At 32.4% G+C, this 18,598-nt stretch carries 15 protein-coding genes; all 15 read right to left on the minus strand.

The window, feature by feature from the left end; genetic code table 11:
* Window positions 1-23 precede the first annotated feature (23 nt).
* The 15 genes from tpiA to C1715_RS07605 all read right to left on the minus strand — a co-directional run bounded on the left by tpiA (window position 24) and on the right by C1715_RS07605 (window position 18,431).
* Window positions 24-770 (minus strand): triose-phosphate isomerase, encoded by a 747-nt coding sequence (gene tpiA, locus C1715_RS07535; RefSeq protein WP_102399893.1) that lies wholly within the window; start codon window positions 768-770, stop codon window positions 24-26.
* Window positions 771-1,055: 285 nt separating this feature from the next.
* Window positions 1,056-2,252, minus strand: a complete 1,197-nt coding sequence (locus C1715_RS07540; protein WP_102399894.1) for a phosphoglycerate kinase — start codon at window positions 2,250-2,252, stop codon at window positions 1,056-1,058.
* Between the two features lie 415 nt (window positions 2,253-2,667).
* On the minus strand, window positions 2,668-3,675 hold the full coding sequence (gene gap, locus C1715_RS07545; protein WP_102399895.1) for a type I glyceraldehyde-3-phosphate dehydrogenase: 1,008 nt from the start codon (window positions 3,673-3,675) through the stop codon (window positions 2,668-2,670).
* 82 nt (window positions 3,676-3,757) lie between these two features.
* Window positions 3,758-4,792, minus strand: coding sequence for a sugar-binding transcriptional regulator (locus C1715_RS07550; RefSeq protein WP_102399896.1), 1,035 nt, complete (start codon window positions 4,790-4,792; stop codon window positions 3,758-3,760).
* 152 nt (window positions 4,793-4,944) lie between these two features.
* Complete coding sequence (rpoN, locus tag C1715_RS07555) at window positions 4,945-6,321, minus strand: RNA polymerase factor sigma-54 (RefSeq protein ID WP_102399897.1); 1,377 nt, start codon at window positions 6,319-6,321, stop codon at window positions 4,945-4,947.
* 237 nt (window positions 6,322-6,558) lie between these two features.
* Window positions 6,559-7,488, minus strand: coding sequence for an ABC transporter permease (locus C1715_RS07560; protein ID WP_102399898.1), 930 nt, complete (start codon window positions 7,486-7,488; stop codon window positions 6,559-6,561).
* Window positions 7,481-8,575 carry an ABC transporter permease gene (locus C1715_RS07565; protein WP_242971919.1) on the minus strand — a complete coding sequence of 365 codons (1,095 nt, stop codon included), beginning with the start codon at window positions 8,573-8,575 and terminating at the stop codon, window positions 7,481-7,483. Before C1715_RS07565 ends, C1715_RS07560 begins: the two co-directional genes overlap by 8 nt.
* Complete coding sequence (locus C1715_RS07570) at window positions 8,568-10,109, minus strand: ABC transporter ATP-binding protein (RefSeq protein ID WP_102399900.1); 1,542 nt, start codon at window positions 10,107-10,109, stop codon at window positions 8,568-8,570. The genes C1715_RS07565 and C1715_RS07570 overlap by 8 nt, the downstream gene beginning before the upstream one ends.
* Before the next feature lie 84 nt (window positions 10,110-10,193).
* Window positions 10,194-11,285 (minus strand): BMP family lipoprotein, encoded by a 1,092-nt coding sequence (locus tag C1715_RS07575; RefSeq protein WP_102399901.1) that lies wholly within the window; start codon window positions 11,283-11,285, stop codon window positions 10,194-10,196.
* Window positions 11,286-11,822: 537 nt separating this feature from the next.
* Entirely contained in the window at window positions 11,823-12,983 is a 1,161-nt protein-coding gene (gene grdD, locus C1715_RS07580; RefSeq protein ID WP_423240823.1) for a glycine/sarcosine/betaine reductase complex component C subunit alpha, read from the minus strand.
* A gap of 33 nt (window positions 12,984-13,016) precedes the next feature.
* Window positions 13,017-14,558, minus strand: a complete 1,542-nt coding sequence (gene grdC / locus C1715_RS07585; protein WP_102399902.1) for a glycine/sarcosine/betaine reductase complex component C subunit beta — start codon at window positions 14,556-14,558, stop codon at window positions 13,017-13,019.
* Between the two features lie 213 nt (window positions 14,559-14,771).
* On the minus strand, window positions 14,772-16,079 hold the full coding sequence (grdB, locus tag C1715_RS07590; RefSeq protein ID WP_102399903.1) for a glycine reductase complex selenoprotein B: 1,308 nt from the start codon (window positions 16,077-16,079) through the stop codon (window positions 14,772-14,774).
* Between the two features lie 37 nt (window positions 16,080-16,116).
* Entirely contained in the window at window positions 16,117-16,587 is a 471-nt protein-coding gene (gene grdA, locus C1715_RS07595; protein ID WP_102399904.1) for a glycine/sarcosine/betaine reductase complex selenoprotein A, read from the minus strand.
* A 75-nt stretch (window positions 16,588-16,662) separates the two neighbouring features.
* A complete protein-coding gene (locus C1715_RS07600) occupies window positions 16,663-17,949 on the minus strand; it encodes a glycine/sarcosine/betaine reductase component B subunit (RefSeq protein ID WP_102399905.1) in 1,287 nt (428 codons plus the stop codon).
* A 149-nt stretch (window positions 17,950-18,098) separates the two neighbouring features.
* Complete coding sequence (locus C1715_RS07605; protein WP_102399906.1) at window positions 18,099-18,431, minus strand: thioredoxin family protein; 333 nt, start codon at window positions 18,429-18,431, stop codon at window positions 18,099-18,101.
* Window positions 18,432-18,598: the final 167 nt, after the last annotated feature.

Consider the following 18,598-nt stretch of genomic DNA (forward strand, 5'->3'; position numbering starts at 1 on the left):
ACTAACATCTAGTCCTTTGCTGATTAAAAGTTTACTATTTTAGAAAAATCATCAGCTTTAAGACTTGCTCCTCCAACTAAAGCGCCATCTATATCTGACATACTCATTTGTTCTTTTATAGTGTTTGGTTTAACAGAACCACCATATTGTATTCTAACTTTCTCAGATGTTTCTTTATTATATATTTTTTCTACAGTTTTTCTAATGAATCCTATAGTTTCATTAGCTTGCTCTGATGTAGCAGTTTTTCCTGTACCTATAGCCCAAATTGGTTCATAAGCAATTACTAAATCAGCTACCTGATCAGATGTTAATCCTGCAAGATCCAATTTAACTTGTGTTGCAAGTACTTCTTCTGTTATGTTTGCTTCTCTTTCTTGCAGACTTTCACCTATACATAATATAGGTGCTATATTATGTTCAAAAGCTTTTTTTAACTTTTTATTTACTGTTTCATCAGTTTCGTTAAAATATTGTCTTCTTTCACTATGTCCAATTATAACATAATGTACTCCCATTTCTTTAAGCATAGCTGGAGCCACTTCACCTGTAAACGCTCCACTTTCTTCAAAATGCATGTTTTGGGCACCAACTTTTATATTGCTTCCTTCTGCAGCCTTTAAAACTGCATCTAAACATACAAATGTTGGACAAACAACCACATCACATTTTGCATCTTTTACTAATGGTTTTAATTCATCTATAAATGTAACAGCTTCTTTAACTGTTTTATTCATCTTCCAATTTCCTGCAATAATTGCCTTTCTCATTTTAAACACCCTCCTTAATTTAGGGAACTAGTTGGCTAGTTGGCTAGTTGGCTAGTTGGCTAGTTGGCTAGTTGGCTAGTTGGCTAGTTGGCTAGTTGGCTAGTTGGCTAGTTGGCTAGTTGGCGGAAAAGCTCCGCTTTTCCCGCCAACTAAACTATAAATGAAGATTTTCTGTAGCATCGCGAAGGAAAATCCTCCTTCCCTAGCACTCTAGCACACTAGCAAACTAGCCCACTAATATCTAGTCCACTGGCACACTAGCACACTGTTCTCTGTTTCTCTTGACTATTTATCATTAAGTGCTGCTATTCCTGGAAGTTCCTTTCCTTCTAAGAATTCAAGTGATGCACCACCACCAGTTGAGATGTGAGTCATCTTCTCTCCGTATCCTAATCCATTAACCGCTGCTGCACTATCTCCACCACCTATTATAGTTGTGGCATTACTATCCGCCATAGCTTTTGCTACTGCTAATGTTCCTTTTGCAAAATTAGGGAACTCAAAAACTCCCATCGGTCCGTTCCAAACCACAGTTTTTGCTTCTTTTATAGCTTCCGCAAATAATTCAGCTGATTTTGGTCCTATATCTAATCCCATACAATCTGCTGGCACATCTCTGCCTTCTGAAACTATCGGCTGGGCATTTTCAGCAAATTCCTTTGCACAAACTCCATCTACTGGAAGTAATAATTTTGTTCCTTTATTTTTAGCTTTTTCTATCATATTTTTTGCATATTCTATCTTATCTTCTTCTAGAAGTGATTTTCCTATTTCATGTCCTAGAGCTTTTAAGAATGTATACGCCATTCCTCCACCTATTATTAAAGTATCTACTTTTTCTAATAGATTATCTATAACTCCTAATTTATCTGAAACCTTTGAGCCTCCTAAAATAGCCACAAATGGTCTTTCTGGATTCTCTACTGCATTGCCTAAAAACTTTAATTCTTTTTGTATTAAGTATCCGCAAACTGCTGTATCTAAAAATTCTGTCACTCCAACTGTAGAGCAGTGAGCTCTATGAGCAGTTCCAAAAGCATCATTTACAAATATTTCTGCCAATGAAGCTAATTCCTTTGAAAAAGTATCTATGTTTTTAGTTTCTTCTTTTCTATATCTTGTATTTTCTAGTAATACCACATCTCCTTCTTTCATTTCCGCTACTGCTTTTTTAGCATTTTCACCAACTACATTTTCATCTCTAGCAAAAACTACTTCTTTTCCTAGCATTTCTGAAAGTCTTTTAGCTACAGGAGCTAATGAAAGTTCTGGTTTGGGCTCTCCCTTTGGTTTTCCAAGATGTGAACAAAGTATTACTTTAGCACCTTTTTCCATTAAATATTTAATAGTAGGCATAGCACCAACTAATCTGTTCTCATCAGTAATAACGCCTTCCTTTAAAGGAACGTTAAAATCACATCTTACTAATACTTTTTTACCTTTTACTTCTATATCCTCTATTGTTTTTTTATTAAATTGCATATTTTTCTCTCCTTTCACATGGATGAATTAAAAAATATTTCAACATTCTCATACCATTTTACCACTTTTACATAAATGTGTTAATATAAATACGCATTTTATTTTTAAAAAGCGTATATTATTTTACTTATAAGACTATTAATATATCTCTTTTATGTATTGTGATATACTATTTATTTTACCCATGGTCAGTTTACGCCATTAATTGAAAAAAATCAAGCAAAATCAATGGATATATTTTTCTTTTTAAAACTAAGAGTGAAAAGTTGTACAACCTCCGTACATAAAACCTTTCACTCTTAATTATTAATTCTAAATTCTCAAATCGCAAGTTTTAAGTTTCAATTCTAAATTAATAACCTTTAAGTCTTAATTTTTAACTCACAATTCTCTACTTTCAATTGTCAACTATTTATTAAAGTCTATCAGCAACATATTTAGTTAAATCAGCTAATCTGTTTGAATAACCGTATTCATTGTCATACCAAGAAATTATCTTAACCATTTTGTCACCCATAACCATTGTTGATAATCCATCAACTATTGAAGATCTTTCATCTCCTCTATAGTCTATAGATACTAATGGTTCTTCACTATATCCTAATATTCCTTTTAATTCATTTTCTGAAGCTTTTTTGAATGCATTGTTTATTTCTTCTACTGTAGCAGTTTTTCCTAATGTAACTACTAAGTCAACCATTGAAACTGTTGGAGTTGGAACTCTTACAGCCATTCCATTTAATTTACCCTTTAATTGTGGAAGAACTTTAGCAACTGCTTTAGCAGCTCCTGTAGTTGTAGGTATCATAGCTTCTGCTGCTGCTCTTGCTCTTCTTAAATCCTTATGAGGAGCATCTAATATTTTTTGGTCATTTGTGTATGAGTGAACTGTTGTCATCAATCCTTCAACTATTCCAAATTCTTTGTCAAGAACTTTAGCAAATGGTGCTAAACAGTTTGTTGTACATGAAGCATTTGAAATTATGTTATGATTTTTTGCATCATATTCTTCTTCGTTAACTCCCATAACTATTGTTATATCTTCTTCTTTAGCTGGAGCTGATATAAGAACTTTTTTTGCACCTGCTTCTAAGTGAAGAGCCGCTTTTTCCTTGCTTGTAAATAATCCAGTTGACTCTATAACTATTTCTGCTCCTATTTCTCCCCAAGGAAGGTTTTTAGGATCTCTTTCTGCATATATTTTTATTTCTTTTCCGTTAACAACTATTGCACCTTCTTTAGCTTCTACTGTTCCGTTAAATTTTCCGTATAATGCATCATATTTTAGTAAGTGTGCAAGTGTAGCTGGATCAGTTAAGTCATTGATAGCTATAACTTCTAATTCATTTGAATAATTCTTAACTAATGCCTTAAATACATTTCTTCCTATTCTTCCAAAACCATTAATTGCAACTTTTTTCATTTCAGATTACCTCCTGATTTTTATATATCTTTTTTATTTTTTGTTTTTCTTTATATAAAATTCATTGTAAACTAAATTAATTTTAATTATTTTCTTGTAGTATTTTCATAATTTCCCTAGCGGCACCTTCATCAGTTACAAGAACTTTAGCATTTAAGTTTAACCCTGCAGATAGTATTGCTTTCGCCTTGCTCTTACCTCCTGCTACAGCTATGCTAAGGCTTATATTTTTCAGTTGCTCTCTTCTTATACCTATAGTAGGAGTAAAACGAACAATTTCTCCTTTTCCACTGAAATAGTATCCAAAAGCCTCACCAACGGCACCTTTATTCTTAAGTTCATTCACTTCTTCTTCTAACATTCCTCTTTTAACTGCCATTTCATCAGCTTTGCCAATTCCAAATATTAATATATCTGTTTTTTGAATTTTATCTACTATTTCTCTTATATTCTTCTCGTTTAGCATAGCTTCTAATGCATGATCGCTTAAGTCATCTGGCACATGTAGAAGTTTATAATTTCCTCCAATTTTTTCTGCTAGTTTTGCTGTAAGGGTATTTGATTGAATTTCTAAATTTCTACCCATACCTCCTCTAGCTGGTAAAACTGTTATGTTTTTAAATTTACTCATCTTAGGTATATTATCTATTACAGCTTTAACTGTACTTCCACCAGTTAAAGATATAATGAAATCTTCTTTTAAATTGTTCTTTACATATTTAGCTGCTGCTTTTCCCAATTCATTTATTATTACTGGTTCATCTTCTAAGTCTCCTGGTACTATCAAAACATCCTGTAAATTCAAACTTTTCTTTAGATAATCTTCTATATCGTCCAAGCCTTTTATACCGTACATAAAATCCTTTAGTTTTTCTAAAAGTTCCATTCCTTCTTCTGTTACGTTCATTCCTGGTGTATTTATATCTATTAGTCCTTGACTCTTTAAGAAATTTACTTCTGTACGTACAATCCTTTCTCCAATACCCAAGTTATTTGCTAGTATTCTCCTACCTATAGGCTGATTGTACTGTATATTTCTTAATATGTTATATCTTTTTTCCATAATATCTACCAGCTCTGGAACAATCTTTTGTTCTAGCTTTATTAAGTCATACAAATTTAACACCTCTTTGGTCACTTTGAGTCCCATATATTAATTTTATGTCCCAATACCATTATAAAATATAAGAAGACATTTTTAAACAATATTTTTAAAAAAATTGTGAACAAAATGTTAACATTTTAAAATATAGGGATTTACCCTATATTTTAAAATCTTTTTCTTTTACTAGAAGACTTTATTCCTAATTCTTCTCTATATTTTGCCACAGTTCTTCTTGAAATATTCATGCCTTCTTCTACTAACATCTCGCATATTTTCTGGTCTGATAGCGGTTTTTTCTTATTCTCTTTATCTATATATTCCTCTATTTTTTTCTTTATTTTTATCACAGATATATCTTCTCCTGAGTAAGTAGATGAAATTGCTGTAGTGAATAAATCTTTTATTTTTATGGTTCCCTGACTAGTATATATATACTTATCCCTTATTGCTCTACTCACAGTGGATTCATGCACGTCAATTGCATTGGCTATTTCCTTTAAAGTCATAGGCTTCAATTTATCTTTTCCATAATCAAAAAAATCTCTTTGAAGTTTTAGTATTTCTTCTAAAACTCTGTATATAGTACTTTTTCTTTGTTCTATGCTCTTTATTAAAAACATAGCACTATTTATCTTATCCTTTACATATTCTACAGTGTCGTCTTTTTTCTCACCATTTAAAATTATATTTTTATATACAGGATTTATATTTAATTTAGGAAGCACACTGTCATTCATTATAATATGATATTCACCATTTATCTTTTTTATATAAGCATCTGGTGCAATGTACTTTACACTTTCCCCAGTATAAAAACCTCTAGAAGGTTTTGGTTCTAATGTTTTAATCAAATCAGAATATTTTTGAGCTTCTTCCACCGAAACAGAAAGTTTTTTAGCTATATCAGCTATTTTGTTATCAGCTAGCAGTTCTAAATAACTATCAATAAGTGACAATATTTTTTTGTCCTCTATACCCTTCTTTATTAACTGTATTTTAAGGCATTCCTTCAAATCTCGGCAGCCTATTCCATTTGGCTCCAGTGATTGAATGATATTAAGTGCATATTCTATCTGTTCCTCTTTAGCATCAATCTCCTCTGCCATGTTCTCAATTGTATTATCTAAATATCCTCTATCGTCTAAGTTTTCCACTATGTATCTGCATATTTCTTTTACATACTTTTCTTCCTGTAATTCTAATATCTGTTCCTCCAAAAAATCCTTTAGAGATTTCTCACTAGATATAAAATTGAAGGGTGATACTTCTTCATCATCTGTATTTACATAATTTTTACTACTATAATTGTCAAATTCCAAATATTCTATAAATTTTTTATAGTCTATTTTGTCCTTATTATTTTCTATGGAATTTTCTTCGTTATAACTTGCATCCAGCACAGGATTTTCTTGAAGTTCCTTTCCTATATACTGCTGTAATTCGAATCCTGACATTTGAAGCATCTTTATAGATAACTGCATCTGCTGTGTCATTATTAACTTTTGTTCCTGCGTTAACTTTAAATTAAAATCTAATTTCATCTTTTCACCACACAGTCTTTTTTACTATTGTAACTTATTATATCACTATATATTAATTAAATTCTACTGATACATATAAAGTTATTTTTTTGTAAATCAATAATAATCAATTTAAGTAAATGTTAGTAACAAAAAAACCTAGCCTATACTATACCGTTTACGCTAGGTTTTTTATATTGGCCTTATAGTAGTATATTGTACTATAAAAGCACATTAATATAATAATTAATATACTGCCTATCTTTCTCCCTTTACATAAGGTTTTCCATCTGCTGCTGGTGCTGTAGTTTTTCCTACAAAACCTGCTAAAGCAAGCATAGTTAATAAATATGGCAATATTGAATAAAATTCTGTTGGTAAATGCCAACTAAAGCTTTGTGCTACCATTTGAAAAGCAGTACCAAATGCGAATAACAAGCTAGCTAACATAGTTCCCTTAGGAGTCCAGTTACCAAATATAACTGCTGCTAAAGCTATAAATCCACGACCAGCAACCATGCCTTCTCTGTAAACTGGAGTTATACCTATAGAAAGTGCCGCTCCTCCAAGCCCTGCTAAAACTCCTGATAATATAACACACAAGTATCTTGTTTTATATACATTTATACCCAAAGTATCTGCTGCTGCTGGATGCTCACCTACAGCTCTTATTCTAAGTCCTATTGGTGTTTTATATAATACATAACTAGCTACAAAAACAAGTATTATAGCTATTATAACAAACCAATTAAGCCCAGCTAAAAATTGCCCTAGTACTGGTATTTTTTCAATAGACTTTGGAATTGAATACCCTAATCCATTGACTATATCTGTTTGACCACCTTTATGAAATACTTTCATTATTAAAAAACTTGCAAGAGCTGATGAAAATAAATTAATAGCTGTTCCTGATATAACTTGATCTGCTCTTAAAGTTATACTTAAAAATGCGTGAATTAAAGCTATAAAACCACCCGCTACCATAGCAAAAAATATACCCATTACAGGATTTCCAGTAATGTAAGAACCTAAAACTGCAAAGAAGGCTCCAACAATCATCATACCTTCAAGTCCAATGTTAACTACTCCCGATTTTTCAGAAAACACCCCTCCAAGACCTGCAAAAATTAAAGGAGCTGCCATTCTAAGTGTAGCATTTATAAGTGAGATAATTAAATTATTATCCATTGATCATTGCTCCTTTCTTCTTTCTATTTTCAAAGTATTTGACTATATAATCTGTAGCTACAAATATAATTATTACCGCTTGTATTAAAGCAACTATTTCCTTAGGTATACCGTTTAACTGTAATACTTTTGAACTACTATTTAATGCACCAAATAGTATCGCTGCTGGTATACATCCTATTGGATTATTTTTAGCAAGTAGTGCAACAGCTATACCATCAAAACCAAAATTAGGGAAAGCCATCATATCTTGAACTTGATGCATAACTCCTGCTACATGCGTAGCTCCACCAATTCCTGCTATAGCTCCTGATAAAACCATTGCCAATATAATATTCTTCGATATGTTTATTCCTCCATATTCTGAACCATATGGATTAATTCCTACTGCTCTTATTTCATAACCTACAGTAGTTTTCCATAACAACCAGTAAATAAATATAGCTACAATTATAGCTAATATTAAACTTACATTAGCATTACTTATTTTACTAAATTTAAGAAATTGAGCACTTTTTTGTATCAATGGTGTACTTGATGTTGCCTTAACTCCAAATCTAGTTCTTAATATCATCCAGTTTACAATATACATTCCTATAAAATTCATCATTATAGTATTGATAACTTCATTAGTTCCAAATTTAGCTTTTAAATATCCTGGTATTCCTCCCCATATACCTCCAGCTATAATACCTATTATTATTATTAAAGGTATATGAATTACAGGACTTAATCCTGGTATTAATCCTACTAAAGCTCCTGCTCCCATTCCTACTATAAACTGTCCTTCAACACCTATATTGAAAAGTCCGCATCTAAATGCTATAGCATTAGCTACACCCGTAAATATCAATGGTGTTACAAAAACTAAGGTATTTAAGGCATTTCTCTTAGTGGCAAAGCTTCCTTTCCATATTAACTTAAATAGTGTTCCTAAAGCAGTAAAATATTGAGTTATAGAATATCCCTTAGCCCACATAACAAAGAAAACTGCAACAAATATTGATAGTATTATGGCTAAAAACGGGAATAATAAACTTTTTAACGTTCTGGTTAATGCATTGGAGGTTTTTTCTTTATTACTCAATGTCTGACACCTCTCCCTCTTTATCTTTTAAGCTTCCACCTGCCATAAGTATGCCTAATTTCTGCTCATTTGCATCCTTTCTATCTAGTACATCCACTATATGTCCATCATACATAACTGCTATTCTATCAGATAAAGCTAAAATCTCATCTAATTCCAAGGAAACAAGCAAAACTGCTTTCCCATTGTCTCTTTCTCCTACAAGTCTTTTATGAATAAATTCTATAGCTCCTACATCCACTCCTCTAGTAGGCTGTGATGCTATTAAAAGTTCCGGATCTTTAGAAATTTCTCTTGCTACAATTAACTTTTGTTGGTTACCACCAGATAATGAGGAAGCTGATACTTCATCATTAGGTGTTCTTACATCAAATTCTTTTATGAGTTTTTTACAATATTCTCTTATCTTTGTATAATTCATAATTCCTTTTTTGCTAAAAGGCTTACTGCGGTGACTTCCAAGAATGGAATTTTCGTATAATGAATAATCAAGTATAAGTCCTCTTTTATGTCTATCTTCGGGTATATGTCCTAATCCTGAATTTATAATATCCATTGGATTTTTAGCGTATATATCTTTTCCCTTTAAGGTTATTTTCCCTTTTTCTGGCTTTCTAAGTCCAGTTAATGCCTCAATAAACTCTGTCTGTCCATTTCCATCTACTCCAGCTATCCCTACTATTTCCCCACCATGAACAGTTAAATCTATACCTTTTACTGCTTCTATATTTCTGGAGTCTTTTACATGTAAATCCTCTATTTCTAATACTTTTTCACCTAATTGTGCTTCTTTTTTATCTACTACTAATTGAACTTTTCTACCTACCATTAATTCTGCTAGTTCATCTATGTTTGTATCTTTGGTATTAACTATTCCTGTAACTTTTCCTCTTCTTATAATAGTAACTCTATCACTCATTTTCATAACTTCTTTTAGTTTATGAGTTATAAGAATTACTGATTTACCTTCTTTCTCCAAATTATTAATAATAACTCCAAGCTCATCAATTTCCTGTGGTGTTAATACTGCAGTAGGTTCATCTAAAATTAATATTTCTGCTCCCCTATAAAGCGCTTTAAGTATTTCAACCTTTTGCTGTTGTCCTACAGAAATATCCTCGATTACTGCATCTGGGTCTATTGAAAAACCATATTTGTCAGCTATGTCTTTAACATCTTTTCTAGCCTTATTTATATCTATAGATAATCCTTTTTTAGGTTCTGTACCTAATACTATATTTTGGGTAACAGTAAAATTATGCACAAGCATGAAATGTTGATGTACCATACCTATGCCTAATTTTATGGCATCATTAGGATTTGCTAAACTTACCTTATTTCCCTTTACGTATATTTCTCCCTTTTCAGGTTGATATAAGCCATATAGTATATTCATTAAAGTAGTTTTTCCAGCACCATTTTCACCAAGAAGTACATGCGTTTCACCCTTTATAAGTTCAAAATCTACATCATCATTAGCTACAGTACCGGGGAATATCTTGGTTATACCTTTCATCTCTACTACTTTTTCCATTATTCTTCCTCCTATTTACCTAAGAATGCTATGGATATTTATAAAAAGCTAGATGTAATTACATCTAGCTTATTTAATTAATTACTATTTTACTGCATTTGTTGTAAACTTCATTGCTTTTTCTTTAGTTTCTGGAACTTTTATTTTTCCATCTACTATAGCTTTTTTATATTTTTCAACTAATTCTAAAACATCTGCTGGAACATTGTTTTTTGATGTATCTGCCACACCAACACCATTTTCCTTTAAACCATATACTTTTGTTTCACCTTTAAATGTTCCATTAACAACAGCTTCAACAGATTCTTTAGTAGCTAAGTCAACTCTTTTTATCATACTTGTTAATATTACATTTTTATATTTTGGCACTGATACTGCTTGGTCTTGGTCAACACCTATAGCCCAAACTTCTTTTCCAGCTTTTTTAAGTTCATCTGCAACTTTGAATAATCCTATTCCAACTCCACCAGCTGCATGATAAACTATATCGCATCCTTCATTGTATAAAGATTTACCAAATTCATAGCCTTTGTTTGTATCTGAGAAAGAATCTGCATATTTAACAACCACTTTAATGTTAGGATTTACAGCTCTTGCCCCTGCTATGTATCCAGCAGTAAATTTATTTATACTTGGAACATCTTTTCCACCTAAATAACCTATTTTACCTGTTTTACTCATCTTAGCAGCAATTGCTCCTACTAGGAAAGAACCTTCTTCTTCTTTAAACACCAATGATCTAACATTTGGTAGTTCTATAACAGAATCTACTATAGCATATTTCTTATCAGTATTTGCTTTAGCTATTTTTTGTAATGCTTCTTGCATTTGATATCCAATGGCAAATGTTAAATCACAATTTTGATCCAATGATAATGTTTGTAAATTTTGCTCATAGTCTTCTTTTTGTTTTGATTCTATTGGGAAATATTGAACACCTGTTGTTTTTTGCGCATCTTTGATTCCCTTATCTGCTGATTGGTTGAATGACTTATCGTTCAATCCACCCTCATCTGTAGAAAGACCTATTTTAATGTCCTTACCCTTTTGTTCTTGCTTTTGTCCTTCTTTTGAGCCATTGGTAGCGTTTTCACTTCCAGCCTTACCACATCCCACAAATAGGGTCGCAACCATTGCTAATGAAGCAAACATTGCCACTATTTTCTTTTTATTCATTTTATTTTTACCTCCCTTTAACTATAGTTTATATCATTCTATTTCATTTAATACACTAGAAATAGAATTTTAAAAGTGCTATTTTTCCACCTAAAAAAATGACTTTACGGCACCTTTTTATAAATTTTTATAAACTTTATTTGTATTATAACCTATAGATTAAACCTTTTCAATATTTTATTAATATATTTTTAATTTTGGTATTAAACATAAATACAATTAATATTTATTTATAATATATGATTAACCCACAAAAGCATTATATTACTTGAATTATGAAATTTCTCTGGAATGACTTGCATAAGAAGCGAAGGAACTGTTTAAATTAAATTTATTGTTCAGAGCTTTTATGCAAGTCATGGAGGAGAAATTTCATAATTCCACCACATTGTACCTTATTGTGGGTTAATCAATATATTCAATTATATTTAAATTAAATAGGAACCAAAAATCTTACTTATTTTTGGTTCCTATTTATTAAAACGCGCGTTTTTTTTATTTAGTAGTGTGTTTTTTTAATTACTTTTTTAATTATTTCTATCCTATATAACCTGCTTTTTTAAGTACTTCTTGAGCCTTTTCACTTTCGTCCTCTGCCACAAGAATTACAGGACCTGTGCATCCCATTCCACTTTCTGAGTATACTTCTTCTTTCCAAAGAGATTTACAAGCATCTTCAAGTTCAAGTATATCTATACCTGGGATAGCAAATGTTACAACTTTCTTAGGTGGTATTTTAACTTCTTCTGCTGCAGCTGGAGCTGCTTTTTTAGTAACTTTATCTATTTCTTCTTGAAGCCCTGCTTTTTTAGCAGCTTTGAACTCTCCAGAAGCAATAGATAAAACTTTATTTTGTGCACAAGTAGCACAGTATCTTAAAGCTTCACATATAAGTGGAGCACCTGATGCTCTTGATACTATGTTAACTAGCTTATCATAGTTATCACCAATTCCTGGTCCATAACCATATCCAACAGTTTCATAGTTTCCACCTGTAGTAAATGAAGAGAATATTTTTATAAGAAGATTTCCTGTTAATGAATCACATACCATTACATCTGGAGTGCCTGCAAGAAGATCATTTCCTCTCATTACAGCTCCACCATCTGCTCTTAGTGATTCAGCAAAATCAAATTGGTATCCTCTATTTTTAACTTCTGTTAATATTCTTTCAACTTGTCTAGCTCCATCAACATTTAATATACCTACTCTAGGATTTTCTATTCCTAAAGCTTTAGCAGTAGATATTCCTGATATAGCATTTATAACCATACCTTCAACTCTGTTTGTTGATGTGGTTCCAGTAGTTGTAGCTATTATCATTTCTCTTCCCATACCTGGAGTTACTACTCTTCCTACAGTAGATACTCCTATTGGAAAATCAAAGTGTTGAGTTACACATCCATCTATTTCGCCTTTTTCAAGAAGTTCAACCATTTTCTTATGGCCTTCTTCTGCATCACTTACTTCTATAGTTTCGAATTCATCGGTAATTTTTGATCCTATTAAAACTATATCAAAATCACCGTATTTACCCTTAGCTAATTTAGCAGCTTTAACCATTTCCTCTACGCCATGCTCTGAGCCTAAAATAGTCAAGCCTATTCTTACTTTCTTCTTAAAGCTTCCACTTTTTATACCTTCAGCGATTTCATTGAACACCTCAGCAATCATTGCCTTTGTAGCGTTACTAGCCAAGTGAAACACCCCTTTCTATAATGTATTAATGCATTATTCTTCTACTTTTGATCCTAAGAAATTAGCAAAGTCTTTCATAGCATCTGCAACCATATCTTTAACTTCTTCCTTGCTGATTCCGCCTTCTTCTTCTACTTTTCCTGTATTCTTTTCAACCAATATAGAAATACCATCGAATAGATTAGTCATTCTTCCTAAGAACAAACTTCCTTTTCCTATAATCATGAAGTTATTTAATTTTCCTTCTTTCATTAAATCTATTCCATGACCAATTATTGGAACACCTGATGGAATATGTCCTTGAGTTGGAGCAAATCCTGGATATCCATGCTCTTTTACGAATGCTGGTAATTCTTTTCTATCTAATTGTCCTGATTTAACAGCTAATGCACCTATCATTTTGTAGTTTTGTGTTGGTACATCTCCAGCTCCTGCTGGTTCAGTTATTTCAGATGTTTGCATTTCTGGTGAGAATTTGTCTATTTGTGGTATTGTCATTCCATTATCAACTAATGGCTTAAGTACTAATGCATCTAATACTGCTTGTGGTGAAGCTCCACTTGCTATAGTATGTCTTCCAATAACATCTGTTCTTATGATTGGATGAACTCCATCATTTTCAGAAACTAATATTGCAAAACCTCCTAAACAATCTTCTAATACTGGTAAATCTTTTCCTACATGAGATTTTCCATTCATACCTAGTTTAGCTGTACATCCACCAGCTACTACTAAAACATGTTTGAACATGCCTGATTTTACAAGAGATGCTGCATTAATTAAAGCATGAGATGGTCCAGCACAGAATCCTCTCATATCTATACCAGTAGCTCCTTTAAATCCAGCTATTTCTCCTACAGATTTAGCTAAGTTTCCGCCACCTCTTTGGTTCATATCTCCTACAGCTTCTTCTGAACACTCTATAATGTATCCAACTTCTTCAACTGGTAAATCTAATTCTTTTGTAATATACATAGCAGCAAGTACTCCTGAAGCTTTAACTGCTAAGTTCTCAAGCATGAATTCTGCTGAAAGGTTAGAATCAAATTCGTGTGCTCTTTTTACGCATCCAACTAATTTTCCGTCTTGGTATAATCCTTCTGCTCCGTTTTGGTTTACAGCCTTTTCAATATCAGCCATTTCTGCGCCTTTTAAAGCTCCAACCTTATCTTTTAATAGTTCATGTGCTTCTATTTTTCCTTTTATACCCTCAACAAAAGATTCTTCTAAAAGTACAAGATCAAAAACATCTACAATCTTCATTAATGCATAGAATTCATCTTGTGGCATTATTTCTCCAAATTTACCAAATCTACTAGCACCCTCTACATTTGCAGTATGCCAAGGTTTTGCAGTGTTTGATAATTCCTCTGGAGTCATGTTTCCTATATAAGTTTGGTTTGGTGCATATCCAACAACCTGCTCATAACTTCTTAAGTGGCTTTTTATAGCTTTTAAGTATTCTGAATCTGGATTTTGTTCTCTTTCTAACATTTGTGTAGTACCATTATGTATTACCATGTCTGGTGTGTTTACTAACACATAAGCTGCTTTTTTTAGAACTGGGAAACTCATTATAATACCTCCTCTTATTTTCAAAAATACATTCTTAATAATTTTATTAAAAACAAAAAATTAGTAACAATGCTTTTTAATTTGTTTACTTATTACTAAATTTTTATTTTCAATAAACAACATTGTAAGTACACTGAAAGTTATTTTGCATATTTAAACAAAAGTGCTGGGAACACACGGTTCCCAAACACCTTTATATATTGAATTAATGTATTAGTCTTCAAAAACTTTTTGGCCATCTACTTCAGTTTCAAGAGCTTTTAATGCTTTTTTAACTAATCCTTTTCTTAATTCATATTCATCTTCTTTAGATAAAGCTGGATTTCCAAGTGGGTGTGGAATAGCTATTGTAGGCACTATTCTGTTAGCACCAACTGTTAATGATATTGGTACTACTGTACACATATGAACTACTGGAATTCCGCCTCTTTCTATTTCTTTAACTAACGTTGCACCGCAACGAGTACAAGTTCCTCATGTAGAAGTTAATATAACTGCATCTACACCATCAGCTTTTAATTCAGCAACAATTTCTTCACCAAATTTTTTAGTTGATGCAACAGCAGTTCCATTACCAACTGTTGAGTAGAAATATCTATGAAGTGAACCGATTTCTCCGTTTTTCTCCATTTCTCTTAATACGTCAACTGGTATAACTCTGTCTGAGTCTTCGTTAGCATAAGTTGGATCATATCCACCGTGAGCTGTTTCATAAGTTTCTGAAGTTAAATCCATTACTCCTTCAATATCGTATTTTCCATAGTGAGATGCACTTGAAGATTCGATATGGTCTGGATTTCCCTTTGGAACTGTACCACCAGATGTAACAATAGCAATTTTAGCTTTTGTTATATCTTTAACTGCTGGATTTGGATCTACTCTGTCGAAGTTTGGCATTGGGAATTCTGTTACGAATTCTTCACCTTTTATCTTCTTAACAAGTAAATCTACAGCTCTTTTTGCTCCTCTTTCTTCATGGAAGAAGTTCTTTCTTATTCCTCTTGGAATATATCCTTCTTCTGCAGGAGTTCCTACAGCTTCACCTTTAGCTAATTTAGTAGCTAATTTAGCAATTGCTGGTAACGCCTGTCTCATACCTACTGCACTATTTCTAGTTTCAACGATGTATACGTCTTTTTTGTACATATCAGCACCTGGGTTTTCAATGTACATAGCAGTTAATACAGGTATGTTTAATTTTTCTTCAACTTCTTTAGCTATAGTTCCACAAGCAACACCGTATCTACCAGCGTTAAATGCAGGACCTGCTATGAATAGATCTGGGCTATATTTCTTCACCATTTCTATTACTTCTGCTTTAGCTTCATCTATATTTTCATTGAAATAAGAGTCACCACATATTACTGTTGCAACTATTTCAATTCCTTCTTTTTTAAGTAATCCATTAAGACCCATTCCTGGTCCTACGAATCCTTCTCTTACTTCTGGTTTATAATCAGCTTTTTCTTCTCCACCAATTCCAGCATAGAATTGATTTATATAGTGAACTACTTTAATCACTTTTTCTCCCCCTTTCAGGATTTAAAGTTATGGGTTCTTATTTGTTATATTTAGAATATTGGTCTCTTACAGTTTTAACTTCGTTTATTATATCATCAACATCTAGAACCATTTCCATCATGCCGCATTGTTCATCGTATACTGCAGCATCACATTCGTCTTTAATTTCTGGCTCTACTACGTGGTAAACGCCTAATCCTAATTCTACTCCAGCAAGTGGGCCTGCAAAAGTTGGGTCTCCAGCAGCTACTGTTTCTGCTGATAAGCCTGAAGCTTCACCTTCAGCTCCACCTAATACTACTACTAAATTTTCAGGGCCATGCTTTTCAGCTAAGTCCTTTACTCTTTGTTGGATCTCCAGATCCATAGCTCCTGCAGCTGTTCAAACAAAGCATTCTGTTGATGCAAATAATACTTCTGCTCCAGCACTTTCTACACATGCTTGTATAGCTGGACCTGGTATACCATCTCTATCGCCAATAGCGATAACTTTCTTTCCTTGTAACATTATAATCATCCTTTCTGTTCTGTTTTAATTATGGACATTTGAATTTTTCTTTTTTAAACTGTTAATGGACTGATATTAGAATCCTCTTGCAGTTAAGTAGTTAAATCCAACTTCACTAGTTGCTCCAGTTATAACTTGGATTTCAGCTTCTATAGAACCGTCTTCTCTTAAACTTCCAACGTGTCCTCCAGCTATTATATTAGCTGCTTCTGGATGTCCTATTACTTTTTTCATTGGAGGTAATACAACTACTTCGTTAGCATTTCCTCCTGTTACAACTGCATCTCCTTTTGGAGTTGAGTCTGCTAATGATTGAGAACTTCCATCTTGTCCTGCATATTCGTCAGTTATAAGAACTGTTTTGATTCCTTTTTCTGTTATCTTGTTACAGTTCATAACAAGGTCAGCATCTGGATTACCAAAACCTTCTTCAGAAATTATAACTGCATCTGCTCCTAAATATTCAACTAATTTAGCTGTCCAGTTAGAAGATCTTTCTTTATCAGCAAGATATACGTTTTCGTTTGTGATTACACATCCTAAGAAGTTAAAATCTTTTCCATGTCTTTCATATAATTCTTCAATTACTGGATGATTCATGTGAACATATGATGGGTTTTTGTCGCAAGCAGATACACAGTTACCACTAACGATTGCTCCATCAAATACTTCTGTTGGATATAAGAATGTTGGGATTATTTTCTTAGCATCTACGCCATATACATATGTATCATGTAGTAAGCCTTGGCTTTGTAACATGTATACATAAACTACTTTTGGTAGTTCTGGGTATTGAGCTGCTTGTTGTAACAATGGTAATGTTTCAAATACCTTTACTTCATCTGGTTCAACTGCTTCACCAGCTTTTCCAAGGTAAGCAGCTGCTTTAAATCCTATAGTTCTTACAGCTTCTTCGTGTTGATGTTGATTTATTCCTTCTTTTGGTTCACAGATAACAACTAAGTTGTTAGTTTTAGAGAATGGAGTGTATTTTGCACCCTCTCCGCACATGTCTATGATACCTTCTTGGAATCCAACTATTTTACCAGTTGTTATTACTGCTGCTCCCTTAAGTACATGAGTTCTTCCATCTCCAACGATGTCAACTTTACTCATAAAGCCTGGCATTATGCCACCTTTACCCTCAACTTTAACTCTTGGCTCGATTACATCTTTAACAGGGATTATTCTTACTTCCTCTCCTGGTCTAACGATATCAAAATCGATACTAGCTACTCTTTCGTCTCCGCTTACTTCATTTAACAATTCTTCTTTGTTTACATAAAGAACACCATTTTCAACCTTAGTTTCATTTCCAAATTGCATGTCCTTTATAAATATTTTGCCTAATTCAAGACGCAAGATGTTCACCTCCCTAAAAAATTTAAAACACTGATTAGATTTTTTATATTAAAGACCTCAAAGGCAGATGCCTTTGAAAGTCTTTAAAAACATTTTCTTAACACATCCTATTTGTAATTTAAACAAATGATGATGTTTTTATACTCGAACTATAAAGTTTCGTAGTATTCTTTTATGAAGTTTTCTATATCGTCAATTGAGCTTACTTTGTCTGGAGTTATTGTTTTTACACATTCTCCAGCATTGTATATTTTCATTGTTGGTAATCCTAAAACTTTTTGTCCTATAGCTACTCTTCTAGCTCCACCTATGTTTAAGCTAGCAAATTTAATTTTGTCAGCGTATTTTTCCTCTAAACCATGTACGCCTGGCATTAATTGTTTACATATTTCGCACTTGTCTCCCCAAAAGTCAACAAATACTGGTTTGTCAGTGTAATTAATAACTTCTGCATCAAAATTAGTCTTATCTAATTCTACCATTTTACAGACCTCCTATTTATTTTATATTATTAATATTTACAATTTTTTGAACTTTTTTATTAAATTTTTTAATCAAATTATTTCGAAATTTTTCTATAAATTTTTTAGTCAATTTATTTCGAACTTTATGATTAAAATTTTAAACCTATTTTATAATTTTATAAGAT

It is taken from the genome of Haloimpatiens massiliensis (assembly GCF_900184255.1).
GTDB classification, from domain to species: domain Bacteria; phylum Bacillota; class Clostridia; order Clostridiales; family Clostridiaceae; genus Haloimpatiens; species Haloimpatiens massiliensis.